Here is a 26597-nt window from a genome sequence, read left to right as displayed (position 1 = left end):
GAAAATTCCGAAACGGAGACTGAGGGACAGCAGGTTGCGGAGGAGGTGAAAAGAGAAAATGCCGAAACGGAGACTGAGGGACAGCAGGCTGCGGAGGAGGTGAAAAGAGAAAATACGGAAGAAAATAATGTGGAACAGAAAACGGACGAGAAAATGGAAGAAATGAAACAGAAAAATCAGGAACAGCAGCCGCAGGCAGCGGAAACGCAGACGGCACAGGGACAGCAGCCCGCACAGGAAGGGCAAGCGCAGGCAAAACCGGAGAAACCGAACCTGATTGCGGACAACGATGTGGACTGGAAGGAACTGGAACAGTTCGGTGTGAAAAGGGAAAACCTGTCTGAAAAGGACATGAAAGCCCTGATGAACTACGGGAAGACAAGGCTGGTGACGGTGGAACCGGTGCTGGGCGGAGAACGCTACGAGCTGCAGGCCCGACTCTCGTTGCAGAAAGCGGAGGACGGAAAGCTGAAACTTACCCCCCACTTCGTACGACATGAACCGAGACTCGACGTGCCATACAACGGCTATACATTCACGGACGAGGACAAGCAGGCACTGAAACAGACGGGCAACCTGGGCAAGCAGGTGAACGTTGCCGATACGAAGACCGGAGAGATGCGCCTGGCGTATGTCAGCATCGACCGACTGACGAATGAGATAGTGGACGTACCGACGAACAAGGTGCGCATCCCGAACCGGATCGGACTGACGGAACTGTCGAAGGCGGAACAGGAAATCCTGCGTGCGGGGCTGGCACTGCCCAAGGAGGTGACACTGAAGGGCGGGCGCAAGTTCGAGGCCATGCTGCAGGTGAACGCTGACAAGCGCGACGTGGAGTTTGTGCCGGAGCATCTGTGGCAAGGACAGTCGCAGCGACGCGGAAACGGACAGGAGAAAAAACAGAAAAGCCCGGAAGCCCCGGATGCTACCGGACAGCAGCAGAAGGAAGACGGGAATCAGGAGAACGGACAGCGGCTCAACCGCTCGTGGACGAACGAGGACGGAAGCATACGTCCGATAGGCAAATGGAAGGACGACAAATTCACGGAACAGCAGAAGGCGGACTATGTGGCGGGCAAGGTCGTTGTACTCGCCAACGCGAAGGATGACAAGGGACAGCCCTGCACAAAATACCTGAAGTTCGACCGTGAGAAAGGCAGACCGCTGACCTATTCGGAAAACCCTGACCTGGCACAGACCGTTGCCCCGTCGAACGAGAGCCGCACACAGCTTGCGGTGAACAACGAGGGCAAGACGAACGAGGCCACCAGACATGTAAAGGAGCCGCTTCAGCAGGGACAGACCGCCCCGAAGGACGACGGCCAGAAACAACAGCAGGAAAAACCGAAGAAGAGCAAAGGCATGAAGGTATCCTGAGTGCCACCACTAAATCCATTACAAGAGAATAAACAACGGATTGAAACGGGGCCTCATGCGCCATGTACCGCATATCCCACGGATAACCGGCGTACCCCGTTCCACTCCACAAGGAACAAAAGTATCAATGATTAAAACAGAAAATGTATGATTACCATATTGGCAGAAAAACCGAGCGTGGCGCGTGAGATAGCACGCATCGCCGGAGCAACAAGAAAGGAAGAAGGATTTTATACAGGAAACGGCTACCATGTGACATGGGCACTGGGGCATCTGGTACAACCTGCCCTGCCTGAGGGCTACGGCTTCAAGGGATTCAGCAGGGACAGCCTGCCGGTGATACCGGAGGAGTTCATGCTGATACCACGCCAGGTAAAGACGGACAAGGGCTACAAGGCGGACGCGGCAGCGGTGAAACAGATAAAAGTGATTACGAAACTGTGGAACGAGAGCGACGGCATAATAGTGGCAACGGACTGCGCACGCGAAGGGGAACTGATATTCAGATACCTGTATGCCTATACGGGCTGTACGCTGCCATTCCGCCGCCTGTGGATAAGCTCGCTTACGGACACCGCCATCCGCAAGGGATTGAAGGAACTGAAGGACGGGCATGAATATGACGACCTGTATCTGGCGGCAAAGGCACGCAGCGAGGCGGACTGGCTGGTGGGCATCAACGGCACGCAGGCACTGACCGTAGCCGCCGGACGGGGCACGTATTCGGTGGGACGCGTGCAGACACCCACGCTGGGTATGGTCTGCAAGAGGTACTGGGAGAACAGACGCTTTACACCGGAACCGGTACACCAGCTGCATTTCTCGGTGACACCGGCGGGTACGGATACGGTAGTGAAGTTCTCCTCGGTAAAGAAATGGCAGGACAAGGAAGAGGCGGCTGCATCATACAATAAGGTAAAGGCGAAGATGTGCGCCACCGTCACCAAGGTGGAAAAGAAGGAGAAGGTGGAGAACCCGCCGCTGCTGTACGACCTGACCACACTGCAGAAGGAGGCGAACACGAAACACGGATTCACGGCGGAACAGACGCTGGAGCTGGTGCAGAAGCTCTATGAAGCGAAGCTCGTCACCTATCCGAGAACATCGAGCCGCCATATTCCGGAAGATGTGTTTGCTGAAATACCGCTGCTGTTTGAACGGCTGGCAGGACACTCCGCCCTTGCGGAGAAAATCGGGGAACTGGGAGAACTGAACCGCCGTTGTGTGGATGCCTCGAAAGTGACTGACCACCATGCCCTGCTGGTGACGCCCAACCGCCCGCTTGCCCTGTACAAGAACGAGCAGATCATCTACGACATGATTGCCGGACGCATGGTAGAGGCATTTTCGGAGGAATGTGTGAAGGATACGGCTACCGTAGTAGCGGAGGTGGTGCCGGACGCAGGCGAAAGATGCGAGAGCCTGACATTTGAGGCGAAAGGCTGCATCGTGCGCAAGGCAGGCTGGCGCGGCGTGTACGGAGAGTACGGCGAGGACAGCGGGAATACGGCATTGCCGGCCTGGGCGGAAGGCGACACACTGGTGATGGCGGGATGCTCGATGAGTTCGGGCATGACCCGACCGAAACCGCTGCATACGGAAAGTTCGCTGCTGGCAGCGATGGAGACCGCCGGACGCGACGATGTGGAGGATGAGGAGGCACGCCAGGCCCTGAAGGACTGCGGTATCGGCACACCCGCCACACGTGCTGCAATCATCGAAACGCTGCTCAGAAGGGAATACATGGTGCGTGTGAAGAAATCGCTGGTGCCGACGGAGAAAGGGCTTGCCCTGTATTCCATTGTCAAGGAAATGGACATCGCCAATGTGGAGATGACCGGACGCTGGGAAGCGGAACTGGCAAAGATAGAACAGGGAAAGACACCGCATGAGGCTTTTATGAGGGACATAGAAAGCTATACCCGCAAGATTACCACGGACCTGCTTGCGTGTGACCGTATTTTCGGGCACAAGGCATCGGGCTGTACCTGCCCCAAATGCGGCACGGGCACGATGCAGTTCTACGGCAAGGTTGTGCGCTGTGACAATCCGGACTGCCTGCTGCCCGTGTTCCGCCAGATAGCGGGCAAGACACTCACAGACGAGGAAATGACCGGTCTGCTAACGGAAGGAAAGACGGCGATGCTCGGCGGGTTCAAGAGCAAGCAGGGCAAGCCTTTCAGCGCTGCGGTAACTTTTGATGCGGAGTTCAACACGAAGCTGGTGTTTGCGGAGAGCAAAGGCGAAAGAAAAGGTACGAAAACGAAAGGAAGAAGAAAATAATGAGTAATTTTGCCACTGATTCATGTCATAATCTGTTTCAACCTGGTTGTACTTTTTATTTACATGGATTTAGTGGTGACTGATTGTCGGCTGCACTCGGCATAGTTCTGACAAGTCCGACTCTGCCCTCATTTGCACGACAATTAGTGGTGGCACCCGGAGGGATACCGGGTGCCTTTTTCCTTTTCATTTCCATAATCATTTATCCACTAAATCCATCATAAAATGAAACAGAACAAGAAAACCGCTCCGGCGGAGCTGTCCTACTACGGGCTGTATCTGCTGGACTATCTGAGAAAATATCATCCGGACAAAGTATCAGACACCCCATTCATTGCAGGAAGGGAGGAAGCCGCCTCGGAAACATTCGAGAAGGAAAGGACGGCGGGAAGTACGGTGGAAGCCGCACAGGAGGAAGCCATGCGCGTCCTGCTCGAAGGGTTGCACTTCTCCCCCTACGCACTGTTGCTTGAGGTGGTGGAAAACGAGTTTTCCGAAGAGGTGCAGGAACAGGAACGCGAGGCGTTCTGCCGGGAGATATTCCCGCACCTGAAAAACCTGTTTGCCGGCTATCCCACAACGGACGACACATTCGCCCTGTCGCCCGAACACGACCTGCTCTATACGGAGCTGACGGGTGCGATAATGCTTTATCTGGAGGCTTATGGCGTTTAACAAGAAGCAGAGGCTCAGGGAAAACATCGAGGCGATACGGACGGCATTCACACTGGAGAAGGAACAGCGCACGCCCACCGCGCGGGAACGGGCGCTGCTGGAGAGGTACTGCGGCTTCGGGGGACTGAAGTGCATACTGAATCCCGCCAGGGAACTGACGGATGCCGTACACTGGGCGAAATCAGACCTCGAACTGTTTGCCCCGACGGTGGAGCTGCACCGTCTGATACGGGAGAACAGCCGGGACGAAACGGAGTACAGGCGGTATGTGGACTCGCTGAAGGCATCGGTGCTGACGGCATTCTATACGCCGCAGGCCATTGCGGACACCATAGCAGACGTGCTGCACGACCGCAAGGTACGCCCAAGGCTGGTGCTGGAGCCGTCGGCGGGTATGGGCGCATTCATCAGCCCGGTATTGTCGAACAATCCGCAGGCGGAGGTGATGGCATTTGAGAAAGACCTGCTGACGGGCAAGATGCTCGGACACCTGTACCCGCAGCAGAAGATACGCACGGAGGGTTTCGAGAAAATAGAAAAGCCGTTTCTGAACCATTTTGACCTTGCCATCTCCAATATCCCTTTCGGGGATTTCGGAGTGTTTGATGCAGAGTTCAGCCGCAGCGGTTCATTCGGCAGACGTTCGGCACAGAAAGCCATCCATGACTATTTCTTTCTGAAAGGTCTGGATGCTGTGCGTGACGGCGGCATCGTAGCGTTCGTCACCTCGCAGGGGGTGTTGAACAGTTCGAGGGTTTCCGTCAGGAACGAGATGTTCAGCAAGGCGAATCTGGTATCGGCAATACGACTGCCAAACAACCTGTTTACCGACAATGCAGGCACGGAAGCCGGCAGCGACCTGATCATCCTGCAAAAAGACCTGCAAAAGAAGGGACTGACACAGGAGGAACGGGTGCTGACCATCATACAGACGGAACATAACGGCGGACTGACGGACAACGCCTATTTCGCCTACCACACGGAACGTATCATACATACCGATGCGAAGAGGGGCACCGACCCGTACGGAAAACCAGCGATGGTATATACGCACAGCGGAGGTGTGGAGGGTATTGCCATGGACCTGTACAGGATGCTGTCGGAAGACCTGTCTGCACGGCTGGACATGGAACGCTACAACGGCATGGGACATGAAAGAGAGGATGTGCGGCAGAACATTGCCGTACAGACTGAGGGTATTGAGGCGAAAAGAGAAAACTCCGCTTCGGCTGCGGGTGAACTGGAGGAGATGAAAAGAGAAAATACCCATCCGGTTGAGGGTGGACGGACGGAGGTGAAAAGAGAGAACTCCGCTTCGGCTGCGGGTGAATTGGAGGAGACGAAAAGAGAAAATACCCATCCGGTTGAGGGTGAACGGACGGAGGTGAAAAGAGAAAACTCCACCTCTGTTGCTGGTATAGCGGACGGGACAAAACGGGAAGAAAACAGTGTGCAGCCGAAAGTGCAAGTGATGACCGGCATGTCGCAGGAAGCACCAAGCAGGCAGACGGGAGGAACGGTAATGGACCTGTATGACCTGTTCGGCTATACGCAGGAGGAAAGACGGATGGCTGGACAGGGCCTGAAGCCGGACAGGAAGAAAGGCGGAAAGTACAAAGGGAAGAAACCCGTGCAGCCGACACTGTTCTCCCTGCCAGTGGAGAATACGGGAAGGACAACGGACAAGGGAAATGCGGAAGCGGTTGCCGGCATCACCCCGGAAGAGGCACGCGAAATGGACGAAATCATACGCGGCGGAACGGATGCGCCGACGGCTGCCGAAACGGAGGCGGCTCTCCCGACAACGGAAAAGACGGGACCCGGCACCGCAACGGAAGAATCCTATGACCCGGAAGATGAAGTGTACCGCAGACTGGACTGGGAAACGAACCCGCCCATCAACGGATTCTATGAAATGATGATGGACCTCACGCCGGAACGACGTGCGGAGCTGCGCCGGCTGGGAAAGACGAAGATGGAGGCCAACACCGCCAGACAAGCGGCCGGAACAACGGAGGCGAAAAGAGAAAAAACCGATGCGGGGAAAACGGCGGAAACGCAGGATACGACTGCTACGGTAGTCTATCCGGTGGAAAACGGATTCGAGGCGGAAAGGAAGCGCCGGATTGCGGAGGTGGAAGAAGCCATGCGCCGTGAGGAAGCCGCACTGACACCGGAAGAACGGCAGCGCAAACGGGAGGAGGAAATGATGCCGCGCCCGTTCAAAGGCATACTGGAGCCGCACCTGAAGGACGGCTCGCTGGCATGGGAATACACGGCAGGCGTACGATTCCAGGTGGGCGTGCTGAAGGATATCACCCGCTACGGCGCCACATTCCAGCCGCTGGACATGGACGGGATGCAGGCACAGAAGGCACAGCTATACATAGACCTGCGTAACACCTACGAGCGGCTCTATGCCTACGAAGCGGAGAAGCACGAGGAGAACGAAATGCTGCGCCGCCACCTGAACACCTACTATGACGAGTTCGTGATGCGTTACGGCTGCCTGAACGCCAAGCAGAACGTGAAGCTGCTGATGATGGATGCCTCCGGGCGCAACATGCTGGCACTGGAACGCAGCGAGGGCGGCACGATGGTGAAGGCGGACATATTCGACCGCCCCGTTTCCTTTTCGCAGGAAACGGCAGTCGCCGCGGATTCGCCGGAGGAAGCCCTGTCCGCCTCGCTGAACCTGTATGGCGGAGTAAACCTGCCCTACATGGAATCCATCTGCGACATGCCGCAGGCGGACATGCTGGAAGCACTGAAAGGACGGGTGTTCTACAACCCGCTGGCAGAGGGCTACGAGATAGCCGACCGCTTCATAGCCGGGAACGTGGTACAGAAGGCCGCCGATGTGGAGGAATGGATAAGCGGTCACGCGGAGCACGGGATGCTGCCGCAGGCAAGGGAGTCGCTGGAAGTGCTGAAAGAAGCCATGCCGGAACAGATTCCGTTTGAGGAACTGGACTTCAACTTCGGGGAACGATGGATACCCACGGGCGTGTATGCCGCCTACATGAGCCGTCTGTTTGACACGGACGTGCGGATAAGCTACTCGGAGAGCCTTGACGAGTATTCGGTGGCGTGCGGCCACAGGACGATGAAAATCACCGACGAGTTTCTGGTGAAGGGATACTACCGCCACTATGACGGGATGCACCTGCTGAAACACGCCCTGCACAACACCTGCCCCGACATGATGAAGAAGATCGGCGAGGACGAGAACGGGAACGACATAAAGGTGCGGGACAGCGAGGGCATACAGCTGGCGAACGCGAAGATTGACGAAATCAGAAACGGATTTACGGAATGGCTGGAAGAGCAGTCGCCGGAGTTCAAGAAACGGCTGACGGACATGTACAACAACAAGTTCAACTGTTTCGTGCGACCGAAATATGACGGCTCGCACCAGAAATTTCCGGAACTGAACCTGAAAGGACTGGGAATCACAGACCTGTACCCCAGCCAGAAGGACTGCATCTGGATGCTGAAACAGAACGGCGGAGGAATAGCCGACCACGAGGTAGGAACCGGCAAGACGCTGATCATGTGCGTGGCAGCGCATGAGATGAAGCGTCTGGGGCTGGTACACAAGCCGATGATTATCGGACTGAAGGCGAATGTAAGGGAGATAGCCGAATGCTACCGCACGGCATACCCCAACGCAAGAGTGCTGTATGCCTCGGAAAAGGATTTTGCCGCATCCGGCAGGGTACGCTTCTTCAACGACATACGGAACAACGACTGGGACTGCATCATCATGAGTCACGACCAGTTCGGGAAGATACCGCAGTCGCCGGAACTGCAGCAGCGTATATTGCAGGCGGAGCTGGATACGGTAGAGGAAAATCTGGAAGTGCTGCGCTCGCAGGGCAAGGACGTGTCGCGTGCGATGCTGAAGGGACTGGAGAAACGCAAGTTCAACCTGCAGGCCAAGCTGGAGAAGGTGGAACATGCGATAAAGTCGAGGACGGACGATGTGGTGGACTTCAGGCAGATGGGCATCGACCATATCTTCGTGGACGAGTCGCACCAGTTCAAGAACCTGACGTTCAACACAAGACATGACCGCGTGGCGGGTCTGGGCAACTCGGAAGGCAGCCAGAAGGCACTGAACCTGCTGTTTGCCATCCGCACCATCCAGGAGCGGACGGGAAAGGATCTGGGGGCGACGTTTCTGTCGGGCACGACCATCAGCAACTCGCTGACGGAGCTGTACCTGCTTTTCAAGTACCTGCGCCCGAAGGAGCTGGAAAGGCAGGACATACGATGCTTTGACGCATGGGCGGCAATCTTCGCCAAGAAGACGACGGATTTCGAGTTCAATGTGACGAACAACATCGTGCAGAAGGAGCGCTTCCGCTACTTCATCAAGGTGCCGGAACTGGCGGCGTTCTACAACGAGATAACGGACTACCGCACGGCAGAGGATGTGGGCGTGGACCGTCCGCACAAGAACGAGATACTGCACAACATACCGCCTACACCCGACCAGGAGTATTTCATCAAACAGCTTATGGAATTTGCCAAGACGGGCGACGCCACACTGTTGGGACGCGGAAAACTGTCGGAAACGGAGGAAAAGGCGAAGATGCTCATCGCCACGGACTACGCAAGGAAGATGGCACTGGACATGCGCATGATAGACCCGGAATATGAAGACCACCCGGACAACAAGGCGAGCCACTGCGCAAGGATGATAGCGGAATACTACCACAGGTATGAAGCACAGAAAGGAACGCAGTTCGTGTTTTCGGACCTGGGGACGTACCAGTCGGGACAATGGAGCGTATATACCGAGATAAAGCGCAAGCTGGTGGAAGACCACGGCATACCGGCACACGAGATACGCTTCATACAGGAATGCAAGAGCGAGAAGTCAAGGAAAGCGGTGATCGAAGCGATGAACGAGGGATATGTGCGCGTGCTGTTTGGCTCGACCTCGATGCTCGGCACGGGCGTGAACGCCCAGCGCAGGGCGGTGGCCATCCACCACCTGGACACGCCGTGGCGTCCGTCCGACCTCGCCCAACGTGACGGACGGGCGGTGAGAAAAGGCAACGAGATAGCGAAGCTGTATGCCGACAACCGGGTGGATGTCATCATCTATGCGGTGGAAAAATCGCTGGACTCGTACAAGTTCAACCTGCTGCACTGCAAGCAGACGTTCATCAGTCAGCTGAAGAGCGGCGCGATGGGTGCGAGAACCATAGACGAGGGAGCGATGGACGAGAAATCCGGCATGAATTTTTCGGAATACATGGCGATACTGTCGGGAAACACCGACCTACTGGACAAGGCGAAGCTGGAGAAGAAGATTGCCTCGCTGGAGGGTGAACGCAAGTCCTTCAGCAAGGGCAAGCGCGAGTCCGAACTGAAACTGGAGGGCAAAAGCGGAGAGCTGAGGAACAACCAGGCCACCATAGGCGCCATGACGGAGGACTGGGAGAAATTCACCGCTGCCGCCCGGACAGACCAGGAAGGCAACCGGCTGAACCTGCTCAGGATTGACGGGCTGGATTCCACCGACGAGAAGACAATCGGCAAGCACCTGCAGGAGATAGCCAGGAATGCCACGACCGGCGGACAGTACCAGCGAGTGGGCGAACTGTACGGCTTCCCCATCGAGGTAGTCAGCGAAAGGACACTCAAAGACGGGCTGGAGTTCTGCGACAACCGCTTTGTGGTGGCGGGCAACTACAGGTACAGCTACAACAACGGGCATCTGGCAATGGCTGACACACACGCCGCCGCCATGAATTTTCTGAATGCACTGGAGAGGATACCGGGTATCATCGACCAGTACAGGAAGAAGAACGAGGTGCTGGAGCGGGAAATCCCGCAGTTGCAGGAGATAGCCGGAAAGACATGGAAGAAGGAGGACGAGCTGAAACAGCTGAAGTCCGAACTCGCCGCACTGGACCGCAAGATACAGCTGGAGCTGGCTCCGCCGACGCCGGAAAGCACGGAAGAGAACCGGCAAGGCAGCGAGAAGAAACAGACGGAACAGCAGCCGGAAAGCCCGCACGCGGACTTCGTGCGCAGCCATCTGGTTATCGGAAGACCAGGACTGACGGAACCGAAGGGCATGAAGCTGTAGTTCCGCATTGTCCGGTAATGACCACGGGCGACTGCCTTTGCATGAAGCGAGGCGGCCGCCCGTACTTTTTTCAATGAAGAAATGTATTACAAGACATCCGTGTTATTTTATAACAATAAAAAAACACTGGCATACAAATGTTTGAAAAGAGAAAATCCGTATCTTCGTAACTGAAACAAAATTGGATGCGTATGTTTACAAACAGGGAAGAAGTATTGGAAAAGGCCTTGCAGGTATTCGCCAAAATGAATTATGAGAAAGCAACCCAGATGGAAATAGCCAAAGCCTGCGGCCTGTCAAAAGCCGGACTGGTGTATTATTTCCCGTTCAAACTGGATTTGTTCGTGGCAGTTGTGGACAAATATATATTCCATACCCAGCAGTTGGAAAACAAGTTCCAATTTACAGCAGGTTCGTTCCCGGAGTTTATCGACCAGTATATAGCCGGAGTGGAAAGAACCATAAACAACCTCGGACGTCTGCTTGATAACAGTAATCCATACGGGTGCAGCTTCAATTTTTACTATTACCATCTGCTGATGCAGGTACGGTTATATTATCCCAATGCGGAAAAGAAAATAGCTGACATATTCAAGCAGAACTACCAATTATGGAAATCCGCCATCCAAAGGGCAAAAGAGAATGGGGAAATCCGGCAGGACGTGGATGTGGAAGAAGCCGCTTCGATGTTCTGGCAAGTATTTTTCGGTATCTCCTTTGAACATTCTTTCTTTCAAGGATTGAATATCAAGCAACTGGCAAAAAAACTACATTTCATTTACTCGCTGATTAAAGCCTGAAACCGGGTTTTCAACCAGAACGGTTTCTATATATCCTACAAGTGCAGAGTTTTAACACAATAAAACCAACCAATCAGTTGGTTTTTGCGTTCCTTTTATTTATATTTGCAGCAATGAGTTTACTTTCAGCAATATGGACAATGTTCAGCGACAGAGAGAAAACATCGTTCTGTACAAAGATAAGAAGGACGGTGCGGACTACATACGGATAGAGTATGCAGGCAATGGAGACATATCTCAGCTGCTCGTCCTGGACGCCGATGTGGAAATGGCAGATAATGGTTCAGCCTACATACCGGCAGCCATTTTCAGGCTATCGGATTTCTACGACCGCTACTCCCCGCACGCCTATATTGACTACAGCAGGGTTTATGTAAGACATCCCAAACCCAAAAGGGAATACACACTGCCGGAAGGCTATCTTGAACTACTGGAGCGGAAACGGTACAGCCCATCGACCATAAAAACCTATCGTGCCTATTTCAGCGACTTTATGGAATACCATAAAGGCCGCAACATCGACCGCCTGAAAGTGGCTGACATCAACAAATATATCCTCTATCTTGTAAACGAAAAGAAAATATCGGTATCGCAGCAGAATATGCGCATCAACGCCATCAAGTTCTACTACGAGCAGGTAAAGGGCGGACAGCGCCAATACTATGGCGGCATTACCCGCGCGAAGGAATATAAGTCACTGCCCGAAGTGCTGAGCCGTAATGAGGTGGCCCGTATCCTCGCGTGCCTGTCGAACCGGAAGCACCGCTGCATGATTTCATTGATATACTCAGCCGGATTACGGCGGAGCGAGCTGCTGAACCTTACCCCGAAGGACATCATAAGCGAAAGGATGCTTGTGCGTATCATGGGCAAAGGACGGAAATGCCGGTATTCGCTGCTGTCGGAAAAGCTGCTGAAGGAACTGAGGGAATATTTCAAGGAGTACCGTCCGCAGAAATGGCTGTTCGAGGGAGAGACACCCGGAGAACAGTATTCCGCAAGTGCGCTGGTAAAGATACTGAAAGAAGCCGCCAGCCGTGCCGGAATCAAGCACCGGGTACATGTACACATGCTTCGCCATTCGTTTGCCACCCACCTGCTGGAGCAAGGAACAGACCTGAGAACCATACAGGAACTGCTGGGGCATAATGACATCAAGACCACATCAATCTATCTTCATGTGACGAGCGCACACAAGTCAAGCATACCCAATCCGCTTGATTCACTGGATGATTCATAGGGTGCAGCTATTAGAGATCAGGAAACACACCTGCCGGGTGTCGGTTATCGAAATATCCTACACCTAAAGGTGCATTTATAAATAAATTATGAACAGTAGCAATATATGATACATAGAATATTAGGATATTTATGGTATAAGACAGAATACTTAATCCGACATTCAGATTCTTGGCATGTCCCAGATGTGTTAAGTATTGTAATTATGTTTTACGGAGTAGATATAGCTTTGATATATTGGGCAGCTACAAGTGTTAATCCGGGACCACTTTTTCTGCTTGCCTTTCCTCTTGTATGGATTATTCTGTATATCTATTATCATTATAAACGACGGTATTTGAAAATTCGAGAGGACGAATCGTATAAGAAATATTCCAATATATGGGTTATTCTATTTTTAATATTACCGTTTATTATTCTAATTGTATTGCTGTTTATGGCAGATAAATTTTATATGCCATATTAATCTTTTATAATAAAATAAGTTCATAACAAGGTTGAGATAACAGCTAACGCTGTTTCTCACCAAACCATTACTGACAAAAGCAATGAGATATGAAAATTCGGTATTACATATTATTTTTCTTATCCTTATTTCTTTATATGGGTAAGATTAATGCAGAAAACATATTGCGGTATAAAAGTATCACCATTTGTGCAAATCAAGTAAATGGTAGAAATCATTTATTCTTAATTCAAAATGGAGATACCACAGAATTGGTTAAACCAGTCTTGCAATATTACTTAAACAATCAAATGGTAACTGAAAATCTATCTTATTCTCCTACAATTAAAATTCTCAAAGGAACAAATGGCGATGTAATACAAATATGGGCTGAACACAAAGACGGTGGACTACCTGTTTATGATGCTTTATATAGTATGACTGGAGAACTTTTGGCTGTCTGTTACGGTCTTAGGGTGTCAGCATACAAAGCTATAAATATTATGAGTATGGGTGATTATGAATATATACTTGAAACATACGGAATAGAAGATATAGAACAACAAATGAATGATAATATGTTTTCTGCCAGAATAGATAATTGGTAAGAAAATGTCAGTAACAACGCAGGATAACGGCAAGCCGTTCCCTGCTGAACCATTAGTTGCAATATGAAAAGAGTAATTATACTTTATATTTTATTCTTGCTTTCACCTTTTACTTTTGCACAAAACTATAAGGAAACTATTCAAACAGAGATTGATGCAATAAACAAAATGACTTTGAGAATTGCATACCTTGTTCCTTTAGATAGTTTAGGAAAAGTAATAGAGAATGAATATATGGAATTTGATCAAATCCATTCATACAAAATCTTAGATGATGGTCAGATAAAGAATGCAAATATATTGTTTACTATGTATTTCGATAGCGATAACAAAATCAGGAAAGTGTTTAAGCGATGGGCTGACGGGGGTACATTGCATAGTATGGCATATTATGATTCTAATGGGCGATTGATATATGGAGTATATAATAAAGGCTATGAAACCCACGGAAAGTTGTATGCTGACGCTCCGGGTTTTCATATAGAGCATTTTCCTGAAGAGAATGAATGTAATGACTGTTTTGAAGCATACCTATTCTTATCTACGAAATGTATGGAAGCTCAGTATAATATAATATTACAGAGCCCCCCGAATGCTAAAAGGACGAATTTTACGCCACAAGTTGGAGATAGTGCCATACTATGCAGTCCCTACATTTATTCTTTACCTGATGGAGAAAAAATTACCGAAGGGGAAGATGGCATAGCAGTTAGTTTTGGAATGCCTGTTGTTATAAGTAAAATAGTAAATACCTGGTGTAGAATAAATTCCATTTTTAATGCCCATATAGGTTATGTACCTATTCAAGACATTGAAATCATTAAGTAAATATAGTAAGCAACTAACAAGGTCGAGATAACAGCTGAACGCTGTTCCTCACCAAACCATTAACGATAATAATTATGAATACAGAAGAACTTTATATTTGGCGATATGGGAAAGATAAACTGCCTAAAGGATTATTGGAGTACGGCAAATCTGATGTCTGTGATACTTACGATGAAGGTAAAAGGCAGAAATTCCAAGACCACGGGCAATGGATGTGGAAAAACAAGGATGGATGGAGAGAAAATTTACCTCCTGTCTTATATCTTGTATGCAACAAGAAACCGGGCATCCTGCAATTTGATTTTATTGATAAATACAGTATAAAACTCAAAATCGTATCGGAAGAGTTTTTGTCTTTACTCCAAGAAAATGGGTTCGTTGATAAATATGATATTGCTACCGTCAAGGTAGTAAACAAGAAAAACGAATCTCTAACGGATAAAAAATACTATGCTTTACGTATAAATCATTTTGATAACGATTCTTTCCATTTAGGGAAAGGCATAACATTTCAAAATGATGTAGAGAAAAAATTAGGAATTAGTTTTACAGTATATCCTGACATGGAACTGAAAGACAATTCCATCAAACAGAATTTCTTTGTTTTGAATAGCATAGAATATGGCGATGGAATAATATTCCGAGAGAGAGTTTTGGATAAGGTGTTGAATCTGTATAAACCTGAAATTTACAAATTATCAGACTACTCCAAACTATGGATAAATAAAGGCTTTTATCCATATGGGAATGAGTTTATGATTGTGAAATAAAATCGTTAACAAGGTTGAGATAACAGCTAAATGCTGTTCCTCACTAAACCATTAGCGAAAACAGAAACCAGTATGATACAGCAAATAGAAAAACTTAAAAAAATAATCAATCAAAACAGCATGGGGCATTTGCCTTTATCCTATCGTGTTGATTTGATGAAACAAATAGGCAACCCCCAGACAGTGCAAAAAGTGTTGTGTGAGTGCTGCAAAAAAGCTTGTTCCTGCTTTCCAGAAGAATTTGGAGCAGAAAGCCTGTTATACGATGTCTTGTCGGAAATGGACAGTTATCTGTACAAGAATAAAGGAACTACCGAAAGCATATTGGTCTCAATAGAACGGCTGCGCAATTATGTGGAACAATCCGCAGACAGTCCCGAAGGCATGGCAGGTTGGGCTATCATAGCTTTGGGATATGCAATCCATTACGATGCAGCTTCCATATTGTCAATAGAGGATTATGATGGTGAAGATGATGATGCTTTCGACTTTGAAAGTTGGAATGCGGATTTTATAGGCTCGATAGCTTGCTCTGGCAGCAATCCTTTCGTAGAAACAGGAGACGTAGAGAAACGTAAGGAGTACTGGCTGTGGTATGTAAAAATGGTATTGGAAGTTTCTCAAAATCCAAATGCCAAATACCAGTCATTGCCAGTATGCAAAAGAGCAACTCCTTTAATTGATATACCTGTTCGTCATCAATTAGATTTAGTAAAAACAAATAAAAGAATATCTTTTGATGATATTAGAGATGCTATTTTACTTCAAATACCCTCTGGAATGAAATGGGATTTTATAGATGTTTTATTTGTATCATGCACCAGCAGTATGTTAAATATACGCTTTTCTACTGGAGATAAGATAAAAATAGGGACGATGGCGACCATCAATATATGCAAGGAATTTAGATTAAAACGAAAAGAAATGTATATGTATTATCCAAAGGAAGGAGCTTGGTTCTCTCTAAAAATGGTCATTAACTCAAATAGTTCTTACAATTTGGATTTTAATTATGATAATTGGGATGAAATTCCAAGTTATTTCCAGGAATTAGATTGGATTTTGAGCTTTTACACCAAATTTCCACGAAGTATAGAATATACCCCTAAGTGGTTAAGGAAAATAGTTGGAAGTAGAAAGCTGTACTTGACTTAGTTTCTGTGAGTATATAAAATAATTTCGCTAACAACGCAGGATAACGGCAAGCCGTTCCCTGCTGAACCATTAATAATAAAGATAATTAAAGTATGGATGATATTACAAAAAAAACGATTGAAAAACTTGTCCTAAACTTTATTTCAGAAATGAATGAATGGGAGAAGTATTGTAACGAGTTAGACCAAAATACTCAGTTGGCATGGGACGAAGCAGATCGTATGATGGAACAAAGGGTAGCTTCTATAATAAACAAATACTGCACAGATAAGGAACGCAAAATGAGTCGTCCAAATGCTATCTCATGGGGAGTTGAAGGAAGTTATGTCTATGATCCGAATAAGGAAAAAATAATAGATATGCAAGAAAGCAGGAAAAATAGATTTTTTGTGACAACACGAACTGACAACAAATACCTACAGTATATTGTCGTCAAAAAAAATAATAAGTATTTGATAGATAGTAAAAAAAGAAGATTCTTAAACGAAGATAAATGGTACGTGGATTATTTATAAGTCTAACAACCAACTTTAATGTTTACTTTAATAAACTCTATTATTAACGAGGTCGAGATAACAGCTTAACGCTGTTGCTCACCAAACCATTATAAACAGTATTGATTGAAATATGACGAAATCCAAATTCTTTTATATCATTCTCTGTATTCATCTATTATCTGGAATAATAGGATTGATAACTTTGAATTTAATAGGTAATTGTGACCGGTTACGCTGGAATATTGGTGATATTCTTCGGTTATTGTTTTTCCTTACTCCTTTCGTCCTGATGTTCTGTGTTCCTAAAAAACTACCTACATGGAGCAAAGTCTGTATGCGCATTTATTTTGGAGTATATATATTTCCATTCGTCATTTTTCCTCCATTATGGTGGTTTCTATTCAACTTTGACACTGCTGTAGCTGAAAACAATCAATATATAATCCGTCAATATAGATATGGAGGACGTGATTATTACGAACAAAAAAGTATATATAAAAAAAGTGGAATCTTAGAGAAATATGTAGGGCTTTTTGACAGCTCTGACTCTTATAGTGAGTTAAACCAGTTGGATTATGAAATAAAAGAATTTAAGATTGATAACATGACATTTACAGGAAATGTGCTCTTGAAACGAAATGAAAATGGGCAAGTTGTAACTAAAGACACGCTTATTGTTTACCCGATATACGAAAAAGAAGCACCTATGTAATTCAGTTTATAACAAGGTCGAGATAACAGCTTAAGGCTGTTCCTCACCAAATCATTACTGATAATAGAGAATATGATATGAAACTGTTTCTTTTGATATTAACATCTATTCTTTCCATAGGATCAATAAGTTGGAAAGATTCAACAGATATATCTCAAAATAATGACTGCATTTTCAGAGATACTTTGGTTGGATATGTAGATTATGACAATGTTTTAGACAGCATATAATATGCAGAGATAATAGTCCGCTAACATGGTAAAACCAACAGCAGAACACTGTTGCTCACCAACTTATTACTGACAAAAATAAATCAAGATTTAGAAACAACAGCTTATGAAAAAGATTATTGACTACCTGTTTTACAGGTATTATCTGATTTCCATCAAGAATGAGGAATTTCCTCGTTTTGGGGCAACATGTGTATTGGCTGAAGTTGTTACAATGGTTTATTTGTTTGCTGCGCTGATATTGTCGTTCCTTTTTACGGGAGATTTCTTTTTACCCAATACATCCGGGAGAGCAAGAATAATAATAGGGATAATCGGCTGTTTTCTGCCCTGGCCTATCATCTATCTACATTACAACAAAAAAAGAATAAACGCTTTAGTGGAAAAATATCAAAACAACAGATACAATACCAAATATTCAGACAAGGCGGTGTTAAGCCTCCGCTATATAGTACCAACAGCAGGGCTGATTCTGATGCTGTTACTTTATCAGTTCAGATAAATTACAACATATCTTATATATATAAAGTTAATGGAATGAAAGATTTAATGGAGAAATACTATAATGTGATTTATTATTGTGCATATAAAATACTATTCTATTTTTTGTACAGACTTATTAATCCATTTTATTGGATCAGGTTGAAGAAATGGAATAATAATTATATCAATCGTATTATATTGATTAGTAAAAAGATAGAGACTGATGCGGCAGACAAAGGCATAATTGTATGGATTTCAGTCATGGCTATTACTTCTGTGTATCGAATCAGCCTTTGGATAATTGCCGTTGTATGTATTATCGGTATTCAGTTTCCAAGAATAAAAATAACATTGATAACTGCATTTATATCTGATTCCATTTTTTACCCTTTACTAATAGTTATAGGATTATTTGTGTATTATATTAATGATTATTTCTTATTTAAGAACGACAAGTACAGAAAGTATTTCAAGCAATTTGATAAAGAGAAAAAATATGTACAATATTATAGTATCTATTTGATTTCCATAATCATACAATTTACAACTTTCTATATTTTACTCAAAAGCTTATAATAGAATAACTGCTCATCAAATAAAGTCAATATATTGATATTCAGTCTTGCCCATAAGACAATATATGAAATTAAGAAAAAAAGAAAGTGAAACAGATTAAATTAGATAACAATGAAAATCAAGGAATACGATACCAATGAGCTGCTGATGATAGCCAACAATGTTACCGGAGAATATTCGGATAAGCAAGTCAGGCAGGCGAAAGAGGAACTGTACCGGCGCGGAGTGGATGACAAGGTGATAGCCGACATCATGGAAGAGAAAGAGGAAGCCTTCATGAGAAGGCTGGATGCCGCCGCCCGTGCGGAACAGGCACGGCTCGACAAGGAGAGAGAAAAGAACAGGAATGTCAGTTACCGGTGGTGGGAACTGATACCGATGCTTTTGCTTGCCCCGTTATATATGAACAATGGATTGAGGTGTCTTTCAGGTATGATTCTTCTGCTGCCTGTCCACCTGCTAAGCTGGACCCCTGTTGACTTCAGCGATATGTTCAGGGAACTGAGAAGGCTGAAGGAGGAAAAGTATGACCTGAAATTCAAGCAACGGCTTACAGCACTGATTGCAGGAGACCTGATCTATTTTACCGGAGTATGGTATTACTTTATCAGTCCCAATCTATAATCCTACCAGAAAAAACTGTATTTCACTTATAAGAACATACACCCCATTTCTACAATACAATAAAACCGTGCATTGATTTTTGTCAGGATTTGGAACAATAGTCCAGGGACTCCACGCTACTTTTGCCGGAAAACCATTATAAACCATTAAAACAGAGAAAGATGAAGCTGAGAATTACAGAAGCGGTGCTTGCGGAGGCATACAGGGCAAAAGTGTGCAGGGAACGGATGGAAGAACTGGCGGAGAGCATACGGAAGTCGGTGAAGGAACGGCACTCGCTGCCGAAGATGAGAATACGGCTGGCGGAGTACGGCAATGACACGGAACTGATGCTGGCGGCAGTGAGCGCACTGCGGAAGGATAAGGAAGCACCGTCGGCAAGGGACAGGGATTTCAGGGCATGGATGCTCATGCTGTGCCGCTCACGCGAGCATGAAGTGATCTGCTACATGTGCAATGAACTGACGGATGCATGGGAACGGAAATACCGGACACGGGAAATGCTGGTGCTATGCGACGTGCTGCATACACTGAAAGGCCATGCACGTACGAACGAGATGACAAACAGGGTATGCGACTATTTCTTCAGGGAAAGACGCAACAAGCTGTATGGCAAGACTTTCCGCATAGAGGAAAAGGATATGGCATACGCCGAGAGCAGGCTGCCGGAACTGGACAAGGCGGTATTCCGCATGACAGTGAACCACTACAGCCACCGCACATTCGTGGCGGAAAAACTTGCCGGACTGTGCGGCATGGGCTATTCGCTGATGCGGCGCAAGTTCAAAACATACTACGGTATGGGGCCATCGGAGTGGCTGCGCCGGGAGCGGATAAGGCGCATAGAGGAGGATATGGAATACCGGGTGGAACTGCCGCTGAAGGAAGTAGCCGAGCGCAACGCCTTCGGCTCGGCAAGCAATTTTGCGGACTTCTGCCAGAAGCAGACCGGAATGAGTCCGTGCGAACTGAAAGCCATAGGATATGAGAAATGGGAGAAGCGCAGGATGGATTTCTGGAACCAATAAAAACGCGCACTGATTTTTATCAGAATCTGGAACATCCCTTCGGGAAGGTTCCACTAACTTACCGCCTAAAAAACAATCCGAAAATACATGAACAACAATACATTTTCAAGATGGAAGGAATCCCTCCACCTGAAAATCCTGTCGGGCTATCTCATACTGGGACTGCTCGTACTGGGCATCATCACGGCTGTATGGTACGAAAAGCAGGTATTCGAGCAGGCGGAGGCAGAGGAACGCAGCCTGCTCATGCAGCGTGCTGCCGCCAGCGAAGCATACCGGGGACTGATCACACTGTTTCTGGACAATGACCGCGCAATGCTGTGGGACGACTCGGACATGGATACATACGACCGGAGGGAATCGCACACGATGGAGGTAATAGACCGGCTGAAAGGCTACTACGGAGAACCGGCGCAGACGGCAAGGATAGACACGGTAGTAAGGCTGCTGCACGAGAAACGCAGGCTGATCGAGCGGATGGTGGATATGCCGACCACGGCGTACCGCATGGACAGCCTGCTGGAACGCCATCTGCCCGGACTGGAGCAGACGGCATCGGTACGGACAACGACAGTGACGGAACGCACCGAACCGGAAGAGGAAAAGAAACGGGGCGGGCTGTTCGGCCTGTTCCGTAAGAAAAAGAAAGAAGAACCGGCACGCACGACCACACGGGTGAGCACGACGCCCAACACCCGGCACATTGCGGAGATGCGGCGGTTTGAGGAAGAGATGCGTACGGCACTGGCAGAGCAGGAACAGGCATTCTCCCATCTGTCGGACTCACTGAAAATACGCAACAGCATACTGAACCGGAACCTTTCGAGGCTGATACGGGAAATCGGACAGGACGAGACGGAACGCATGGAAGAAAGGCACATGCGGGTGGCGGAACTGAGAGAAACGGCATTCGTACTGATATGCGGCATATCGGCGACAGGTGTCCTGTGTGCGGTGCTGCTGTATGTGGTAGTCCATAGGGACATCCGCCGCCGCACCAGAGACAGGAAACAGCGGGAGGAACTGATAGAGACCCTGCGCAGGTCGGTCCGGGAGAATGAAGAGCTGATAAAAAGCAGACAGAACATCATGCAGACGGTGACGCACGACCTGCGCTCACCGCTGACCGCCATCCGCGGCAATGCGGAACTGATACTGAAGGACGGGAACCGGGAGGCAACGGCGCTGCACGCGGAGCATATACGGCAGTCGGCGGAGCGTATGGGGGCACTGATGGAGAACCTGCTGGACTACTACCGCATAGACAACGGAAAGGAGACCGTCAGGGTGAAGCCGTTCAGACTGGCGGGAGTGGCGGAAACGCTGGAAACGGAGTTTGCCGCACGGATGGAAGAGAAACGGCTGGAGTTCAGGGTGAACAACGCCGCTGACGAGGTGGTCATGGGCGACAGGAACCTGATACTGCGTATCGGCAGCAACCTGCTGTCGAACGCACTGAAGTTTACGGAACGCGGGGGCGTGACACTGACCGCCCTGTATGCCGGAGGGAAATTCACGCTTGCGGTGGAAGATACCGGAGGAGGAATAGACAAGGACAAACGGGAACAGATATTCAAGCCGTTCGAGCGGCTGAGCAATGCCGCCACGCAGGACGGCTTCGGACTGGGACTGTCGATAGTGAAAAGCCTTGCGGAACTGATGAAGGGCAGTATATCGGTGGAGAACATACGGAACACGGGCAGCCGCTTCAGCGTGGTGCTGCCGCTGCCCCAGGCGGAGAAAGCCGGAGAGACAGACCGCAAGGCAGCAGCGAGGCGGACAAGACTGGGCGGATGTTCGGTGTTGTCGCTGGACAACGACAGCATCATACTGGGGATGATACACGACATATTCGTGCAGAACGGGGTGCACTGCGACACCTGCACGAGTACGGGGGAAATGGCGGAGAAGCTGCGCGAGGGACACTATGACCTGCTGACCACGGACCTGAAGATGCAGGACGCAAGCGGCTACGAGGTGCTGGAACTGCTCCGCACGTCGGACATAGGCAACTCACGCACCATCCCCGTGATGGTGGTGACCGGCTCGAAAAGCATCACGAAAGAGGAGCTGGCAGGTGCGGGCTTCGGCTCGGTGCTGTACAAGCCGTTCTCCATCGACGAACTGCTGACAGCCGCAGAAGAATGCATCGGCGAGGACAGCACCCCACGCATAGACCTCGGCCCGCTGTTCGCATACGGCGACAAGCGGCAGAGGCTGGAATGTCTGGTCAGGGAAACGGAGAAGGAAATGGCCGCCATACGGGAGGAAGCGGAAAGGTGTGACAGGGACAGGCTGGACTACTGGATACACCATATCCGCAGCTCGTGGATGCTGATACATGCCGAAGGGCCGCTGCAGGAGCTGTATGACGTGCTCCACGGAAACGGGACGGCAGAAGAAATCAGGGAGTATGCCGGAAAAGTAACCGGTCAGGGCGAAACAATCATCCGGCTCGCCCGAAAGGAAATGGATAGAACGGTATGGGAAGAATAATAGTGATAGAAGACAACCCGGTATTCCGCGACCATGTCTGCGGAATGCTGGAGAAGGCAGGCTACAAGACCCGCACGGCATACGACTGTGCCGGGGCACGGAGGCTGCTGGAGGAACTGGACAATGGGGACATCATCGTGTCGGACCTGCGTCTGCCCGACGGGGAATGTACGGAAGTGCTGGAGCGGATGCGGGAAGCGGGTATCAGAAACCCGTTTGTCATCATGACCGACTATGCGCAGGTCGCATCGGCGGTCAGCTCCATGAGGCTGGGAGCCGAGGACTATATCCCCAAGACCCTGCTGCAGGAAAAGCTGCTTCCGAGGATAAGTGAGCTGGTACGCAAATCGGAAAGAAGGCATATCATGCCCATACTGGAGCGCAGAAGTGCCGCATTCCGGACCATCGACCGGCGTATCTCACTGGTAGCCCCGACGGACATAGGGGTGCTGATACTTGGAGAGAACGGCACTGGCAAGGAACACGTAGCAGAAAAGATACATGCGCAGAGTACCCGGCAGAAAGGTCCGTTTGTCGCGATAGACTGCGGTATGCTGACACGGGAGCTGGCGGCATCCGAGCTGTTCGGATACGAGAAAGGCGCATTTACGGGAGCCATAACCGGAAAGAAGGGCTGCATGGCAGAGGCTGACGGCGGCACGCTGTTTCTGGATGAGGTGGGCAACCTGCCCGCTGAGGTACAGCAGAAACTGCTGCGTGCGCTGCAGACCAAATGCTACCGTCCGACGGGCTGCACCCGCGAACGGAAAGCGGATGTGCGCATCGTGGCGGCTACCAACGAGAATCTGGAGAAGGCAGTGGAGGAAGGACGTTTCCGGCGGGACCTGTATCACCGCCTGAAGGAATTTGTCATCAAGATACCGCCGCTGCGGGAGTGCCGGGAGGACATACTGCCCCTTGCGGAGTTTTTCCGGGAGCTTGCCAACGAGGAACTGGGACGGCATACGGAAGGATTCGACAAGGAGGCGGAAAAGGAACTCATGAGGCGAATGTGGGCAGGAAATGTGAGGGAACTGAAACAGACGGTGCGTTCCGCCATCCTGCTGACGGAAGGAAGGCTGATAGGAGCCGACAGGCTGGAAGCGGAAAGTACGGCACAGGCAGGCAGCTCCCTGCTGCTGAAAGACGGGAATGAGGAAAGGGAACGCATCGTGCGGGCACTGGCACAGGCGGACGGGAACCGCGAAATGACTGCCGGACTGCTGGGTATCAGCCGCACGACCCTGTACAACAAGATGAAAGAATACGGTATCATGCAGAAAAAGAGCGAAAAATGAGAAAATCTCAACTGAAAATCCTATCTTTGCATGAACATAGGAGAAATACGGTACGGAGAAACACGGTTTCCCGTACCGACTAAGATATAGTATAGAATAAGACCGCAAGGCGTTTCTGGTGAAAATCTGGAAAATTTGAAGACAGGATACGATTGCGTGATGCTTATGCTATGCCTGGGCATAGCGTGCATTTACGTAATTCCTGTCAGGCTTTCCAGAGCCATCACCAGAAGTAGCGTAATTTGCACGCTATTTTTTTATTATATACGGCTTCCGGTCGCAACAGAATGACCGCTATGGCAAAAGTCCGATTACTCGCCGTCCTGACAATGGACGGCTGTCCGGCAGAAACAACCGGTCTGTCCGGGCGATGGCTTGGTTCCGACCAGTACGGGATAGGTGCGCTGAAAGAGGCTGCCACCTGCGTCCTGACAGAAGACACGTCGCTTACACTCCTCTCCAACCGGATGGAAAACACCGGCGATTCCCTGAACTATCTGATAGAAGCAACCGAAAAGACGGCAGGTATCATCAACGGCATGATACGGATGCGGCTTGTGGATGAAATCATCCTCTACATGGTTCCCGTCATTGCGGGAAACGGCAGCAGGCTGTTCCAGTCGTCGCTGCCCGAAAGCGAATGGACATGCACGGGAAGCAGACAATGGAAGGACGGCATGGTACGGATAGCCTACGGACGGAAAACACCCCGCCAACGAGTGGTGACGTTCGGAAAATGAACGCCAGGTACGTTCAAAAAGTGAACGTACGTTCAGATTCTGAACAAAAAATGAGGCGTCGGGAAAAGCTCCAAAAAATATTTTCATTAAATATTTCGCTGAATATCAGTGTGATATATCCATACGGAAAGAAAAACACTCCCGCAGGACCGCTATTTGTCCCATAGTTTTATGTGCGCACACTTCAAACCAAGTGTAATAACATAAAACTGAAAGAAAATGGAACACCTCATATTGACAGAAACAGACTTCTTCCGTCTGATAGACAACCCCGGCTCTGCCGGACTGGGAACCGCATACAACGAGTTCACGACCACAGTAGTGTCCCTGTGCAAGGAAAGGGAAAGTGCCTGCCGGACTGTTTTCGCACTGAGCTATGCGGAAACGGAACTGCAATATCACGATGCCATGCAGGAGACGGACTCCAGCCGCAGCATGTATGTGAGAAAGGCGCTGTCGTTCGTGCGCAAGATGCTGAGATATTATCAGGTAGGGCTGCATCGAGGCGGAGCCTTTGACGGAGGCGAAAAGACAAACCAAAGACAGGACGAAGCCGCAGCGATGCAGTGGACGGGAAGCACGGCCGAGCTGGTGGAACTGATTTACGGTCTGGACGAGATGAAGCTCATCAACGGAGGGGAAACGGGCATCAAGGAGCTGCTGGCGAGATTCTGCCGCATGTTCGGTGTGGAGATAAAGGAGAACCAGTGCTACAACACCTATGCGGACATCAAGCGGCGGAAGAACGAGAGCCGGACGTATTTCTTTGACAGGGCGGCGGAACGGCTGAACCGCAGGATGATGCGGGACGAGGAGGCGGAACGGAAGAGGCGGTGAAGCAAGAAAAATCTGCCTTTACCGTAATTATCCACAAGAAAAGAATACCTTTGCAGAAACAATTATAATACAATATATTATGGCATTAAAAATCAAAGCAATTCCTACGCTGAAAGGGAAAGAAGCTGAACGTTTCGTGAAGGAAGCGGACAAGGCTTACCAAAAGAAGGAGAAAACAGATTTCAGCAAGCAGGTGAAAATAGCCCGTGCCATATTGAAAAAAGCCAATATGTTGTAAGTATGGGATTCCTGTTAGATAAATGCAGTTTCTTTCCATAAGATGAGAAAGCTATTGCAGATTGCAGTTTTTTTCATGCAGAAATGCAGATCTGAAGGAGTTCTTTCAGCATGATGTTCCACTTTACAACTATATTAGAAATACGGGATTTCAAAGTTTCAACTATATGTAGAAAAACATTTTCAGTAAAATTGGAAAGGTATTTATGTTAGTGGAAAATGATGTATATCAGCGATTAGGTCATCTCATTTAGAAATACTATCTTTGCGACAAGTCTATACAACTTAAGTTTCGCAAGTAAAGTGTAGCTCCTCAGGCGGCTGGTGTCAGTCTGTCGAAAGCCTGCTTTACTGCTTTGATTTGTTTATCGTTTGATATTACTTGTTCTGTCAGAACCATTGCATCACAGTTAAGTACCTCGGCAATGACGTTTATAACTTCTACGATCAGCAGCCAAATTTTTTCGGCTACTGAAAGTTCAACAGAGTTCTTTGAAATTTCAGCAAAGAGTCCTCCGATAGTTTCGTATGACTCATTGCGTTTGACATA

At 48.7% G+C, this 26597-nt stretch carries 21 protein-coding genes and 1 pseudogene; 21 read left to right on the top strand and 1 reads right to left on the bottom strand.

The genetic code is table 11. The features are described 5' to 3' along the window. The 21 genes from C510_RS15890 to C510_RS17445 all read left to right on the top strand — a co-directional run. Positions 1 to 1380 (top strand): DUF4099 domain-containing protein (locus C510_RS15890; RefSeq protein ID WP_244870435.1); only part of this gene is annotated, 1380 nt, incomplete at its 5' end. A 147-nt stretch (positions 1381 to 1527) separates the two neighbouring features. Beyond that, a complete protein-coding gene (locus C510_RS0100115) occupies positions 1528 to 3663 on the top strand; it encodes a type IA DNA topoisomerase (RefSeq protein ID WP_018709306.1) in 2136 nt (711 codons plus the stop codon). Between the two features lie 225 nt (positions 3664 to 3888). Beyond that, the gene (locus C510_RS0100110) at positions 3889 to 4338 is read left to right on the top strand and encodes a DUF1896 family protein (RefSeq protein WP_018709305.1); all 450 of its coding nucleotides are present in this window, start codon (positions 3889 to 3891) and stop codon (positions 4336 to 4338) included. After that, positions 4328 to 10444: an N-6 DNA methylase gene (locus C510_RS0100105; RefSeq protein WP_018709304.1), complete on the top strand. Its 6117-nt coding sequence runs from the start codon at positions 4328 to 4330 to the stop codon at positions 10442 to 10444. The genes C510_RS0100110 and C510_RS0100105 overlap by 11 nt, the downstream gene beginning before the upstream one ends. A gap of 191 nt (positions 10445 to 10635) precedes the next feature. Next, positions 10636 to 11244 carry a TetR/AcrR family transcriptional regulator gene (locus C510_RS0100100; RefSeq protein WP_025893081.1) on the top strand — a complete coding sequence of 203 codons (609 nt, stop codon included), beginning with the start codon at positions 10636 to 10638 and terminating at the stop codon, positions 11242 to 11244. 133 nt (positions 11245 to 11377) lie between these two features. Beyond that, entirely contained in the window at positions 11378 to 12484 is a 1107-nt protein-coding gene (locus tag C510_RS0100095) for a tyrosine-type recombinase/integrase (protein ID WP_018709302.1), read from the top strand. Between the two features lie 602 nt (positions 12485 to 13086). Then, positions 13087 to 13536, top strand: a complete 450-nt coding sequence (locus tag C510_RS0100085) for a hypothetical protein (protein WP_025893084.1) — start codon at positions 13087 to 13089, stop codon at positions 13534 to 13536. 63 nt (positions 13537 to 13599) lie between these two features. Then, positions 13600 to 14364, top strand: a complete 765-nt coding sequence (locus tag C510_RS0100080) for a hypothetical protein (protein ID WP_018709299.1) — start codon at positions 13600 to 13602, stop codon at positions 14362 to 14364. 74 nt (positions 14365 to 14438) lie between these two features. Further along, on the top strand, positions 14439 to 15134 hold the full coding sequence (locus C510_RS0100075) for an Imm43 family immunity protein (RefSeq protein ID WP_018709298.1): 696 nt from the start codon (positions 14439 to 14441) through the stop codon (positions 15132 to 15134). 72 nt (positions 15135 to 15206) lie between these two features. Next, positions 15207 to 16289 carry an Imm5 family immunity protein gene (locus C510_RS0100070; protein WP_025893087.1) on the top strand — a complete coding sequence of 361 codons (1083 nt, stop codon included), beginning with the start codon at positions 15207 to 15209 and terminating at the stop codon, positions 16287 to 16289. Positions 16290 to 16381: 92 nt separating this feature from the next. Further along, positions 16382 to 16804, top strand: coding sequence for an NTF2 fold immunity protein (locus C510_RS0100065; protein ID WP_018709296.1), 423 nt, complete (start codon positions 16382 to 16384; stop codon positions 16802 to 16804). A 184-nt stretch (positions 16805 to 16988) separates the two neighbouring features. After that, positions 16989 to 17498 carry a hypothetical protein gene (locus C510_RS16810; protein WP_154651924.1) on the top strand — a complete coding sequence of 170 codons (510 nt, stop codon included), beginning with the start codon at positions 16989 to 16991 and terminating at the stop codon, positions 17496 to 17498. A 336-nt stretch (positions 17499 to 17834) separates the two neighbouring features. Beyond that, positions 17835 to 18230, top strand: coding sequence for a hypothetical protein (locus tag C510_RS0100055; RefSeq protein ID WP_018709294.1), 396 nt, complete (start codon positions 17835 to 17837; stop codon positions 18228 to 18230). A 35-nt stretch (positions 18231 to 18265) separates the two neighbouring features. Continuing rightward, complete coding sequence (locus tag C510_RS17665) at positions 18266 to 18787, top strand: hypothetical protein (RefSeq protein ID WP_018709293.1); 522 nt, start codon at positions 18266 to 18268, stop codon at positions 18785 to 18787. 111 nt (positions 18788 to 18898) lie between these two features. Beyond that, the gene (locus C510_RS0100045) at positions 18899 to 19411 is read left to right on the top strand and encodes a hypothetical protein (protein WP_018709292.1); all 513 of its coding nucleotides are present in this window, start codon (positions 18899 to 18901) and stop codon (positions 19409 to 19411) included. 161 nt (positions 19412 to 19572) lie between these two features. Beyond that, a complete protein-coding gene (locus tag C510_RS0100040; protein ID WP_018709291.1) occupies positions 19573 to 20439 on the top strand; it encodes a helix-turn-helix domain-containing protein in 867 nt (288 codons plus the stop codon). 87 nt (positions 20440 to 20526) lie between these two features. Further along, positions 20527 to 22935, top strand: a complete 2409-nt coding sequence (locus C510_RS0100035; protein WP_018709290.1) for a hybrid sensor histidine kinase/response regulator — start codon at positions 20527 to 20529, stop codon at positions 22933 to 22935. Further along, a complete protein-coding gene (locus tag C510_RS0100030) occupies positions 22923 to 24233 on the top strand; it encodes a sigma-54-dependent transcriptional regulator (RefSeq protein WP_018709289.1) in 1311 nt (436 codons plus the stop codon). The genes C510_RS0100035 and C510_RS0100030 overlap by 13 nt, the downstream gene beginning before the upstream one ends. 296 nt (positions 24234 to 24529) lie before the next feature. Then, positions 24530 to 24973 carry a dihydrofolate reductase family protein gene (locus tag C510_RS0100025; RefSeq protein WP_025893092.1) on the top strand — a complete coding sequence of 148 codons (444 nt, stop codon included), beginning with the start codon at positions 24530 to 24532 and terminating at the stop codon, positions 24971 to 24973. Between the two features lie 219 nt (positions 24974 to 25192). After that, complete coding sequence (locus C510_RS0100015; protein WP_018709286.1) at positions 25193 to 25810, top strand: RteC domain-containing protein; 618 nt, start codon at positions 25193 to 25195, stop codon at positions 25808 to 25810. 79 nt (positions 25811 to 25889) lie between these two features. Next, entirely contained in the window at positions 25890 to 26048 is a 159-nt protein-coding gene (locus C510_RS17445) for a hypothetical protein (RefSeq protein ID WP_018709285.1), read from the top strand. 312 nt (positions 26049 to 26360) lie between these two features. Here C510_RS17445 and C510_RS15875 read toward each other — a convergent pair. Beyond that, positions 26361 to 26597: pseudogene (locus C510_RS15875) on the bottom strand (IS4 family transposase); the annotation flags it as partial.

The organism is Phocaeicola barnesiae DSM 18169 = JCM 13652 (genome assembly GCF_000374585.1).
Lineage (GTDB): Bacteria > Bacteroidota > Bacteroidia > Bacteroidales > Bacteroidaceae > Phocaeicola > Phocaeicola barnesiae.
The sequence above is the reverse complement of the archived record's forward strand: the minus strand, read 5'-3'. Positions and strand labels throughout refer to the sequence as shown.

Bases quoted from the DNA above. Each gene is read 5' to 3' on its own strand.
- C510_RS0100065 (WP_018709296.1), top strand. From the start codon at position 16,382: ATGGATGATATTACAAAAAAAACGATTGAAAAACTTGTCCTAAACTTT.
- C510_RS0100030 (WP_018709289.1), top strand. From the start codon at position 22,923: ATGGGAAGAATAATAGTGATAGAAGACAACCCGGTATTCCGCGACCAT.
- C510_RS0100110 (WP_018709305.1), top strand. From the start codon at position 3,889: ATGAAACAGAACAAGAAAACCGCTCCGGCGGAGCTGTCCTACTACGGG.
- C510_RS0100045 (WP_018709292.1), top strand. From the start codon at position 18,899: ATGAAAATCAAGGAATACGATACCAATGAGCTGCTGATGATAGCCAAC.
- C510_RS17665 (WP_018709293.1), top strand. From the start codon at position 18,266: ATGAAAGATTTAATGGAGAAATACTATAATGTGATTTATTATTGTGCA.
- C510_RS0100105 (WP_018709304.1), top strand. From the start codon at position 4,328: ATGGCGTTTAACAAGAAGCAGAGGCTCAGGGAAAACATCGAGGCGATA.
- C510_RS0100025 (WP_025893092.1), top strand. From the start codon at position 24,530: ATGGCAAAAGTCCGATTACTCGCCGTCCTGACAATGGACGGCTGTCCG.
- C510_RS0100115 (WP_018709306.1), top strand. From the start codon at position 1,528: ATGATTACCATATTGGCAGAAAAACCGAGCGTGGCGCGTGAGATAGCA.
- C510_RS0100075 (WP_018709298.1), top strand. From the start codon at position 14,439: ATGAATACAGAAGAACTTTATATTTGGCGATATGGGAAAGATAAACTG.
- C510_RS0100040 (WP_018709291.1), top strand. From the start codon at position 19,573: ATGAAGCTGAGAATTACAGAAGCGGTGCTTGCGGAGGCATACAGGGCA.
- C510_RS0100095 (WP_018709302.1), top strand. From the start codon at position 11,378: ATGGACAATGTTCAGCGACAGAGAGAAAACATCGTTCTGTACAAAGAT.
- C510_RS0100015 (WP_018709286.1), top strand. From the start codon at position 25,193: ATGGAACACCTCATATTGACAGAAACAGACTTCTTCCGTCTGATAGAC.
- C510_RS0100070 (WP_025893087.1), top strand. From the start codon at position 15,207: ATGATACAGCAAATAGAAAAACTTAAAAAAATAATCAATCAAAACAGC.
- C510_RS0100080 (WP_018709299.1), top strand. From the start codon at position 13,600: ATGAAAAGAGTAATTATACTTTATATTTTATTCTTGCTTTCACCTTTT.
- C510_RS0100100 (WP_025893081.1), top strand. From the start codon at position 10,636: ATGTTTACAAACAGGGAAGAAGTATTGGAAAAGGCCTTGCAGGTATTC.
- C510_RS0100055 (WP_018709294.1), top strand. From the start codon at position 17,835: ATGAAAAAGATTATTGACTACCTGTTTTACAGGTATTATCTGATTTCC.
- C510_RS0100085 (WP_025893084.1), top strand. From the start codon at position 13,087: ATGGGTAAGATTAATGCAGAAAACATATTGCGGTATAAAAGTATCACC.
- C510_RS0100035 (WP_018709290.1), top strand. From the start codon at position 20,527: ATGAACAACAATACATTTTCAAGATGGAAGGAATCCCTCCACCTGAAA.
- C510_RS17445 (WP_018709285.1), top strand. From the start codon at position 25,890: ATGGCATTAAAAATCAAAGCAATTCCTACGCTGAAAGGGAAAGAAGCT.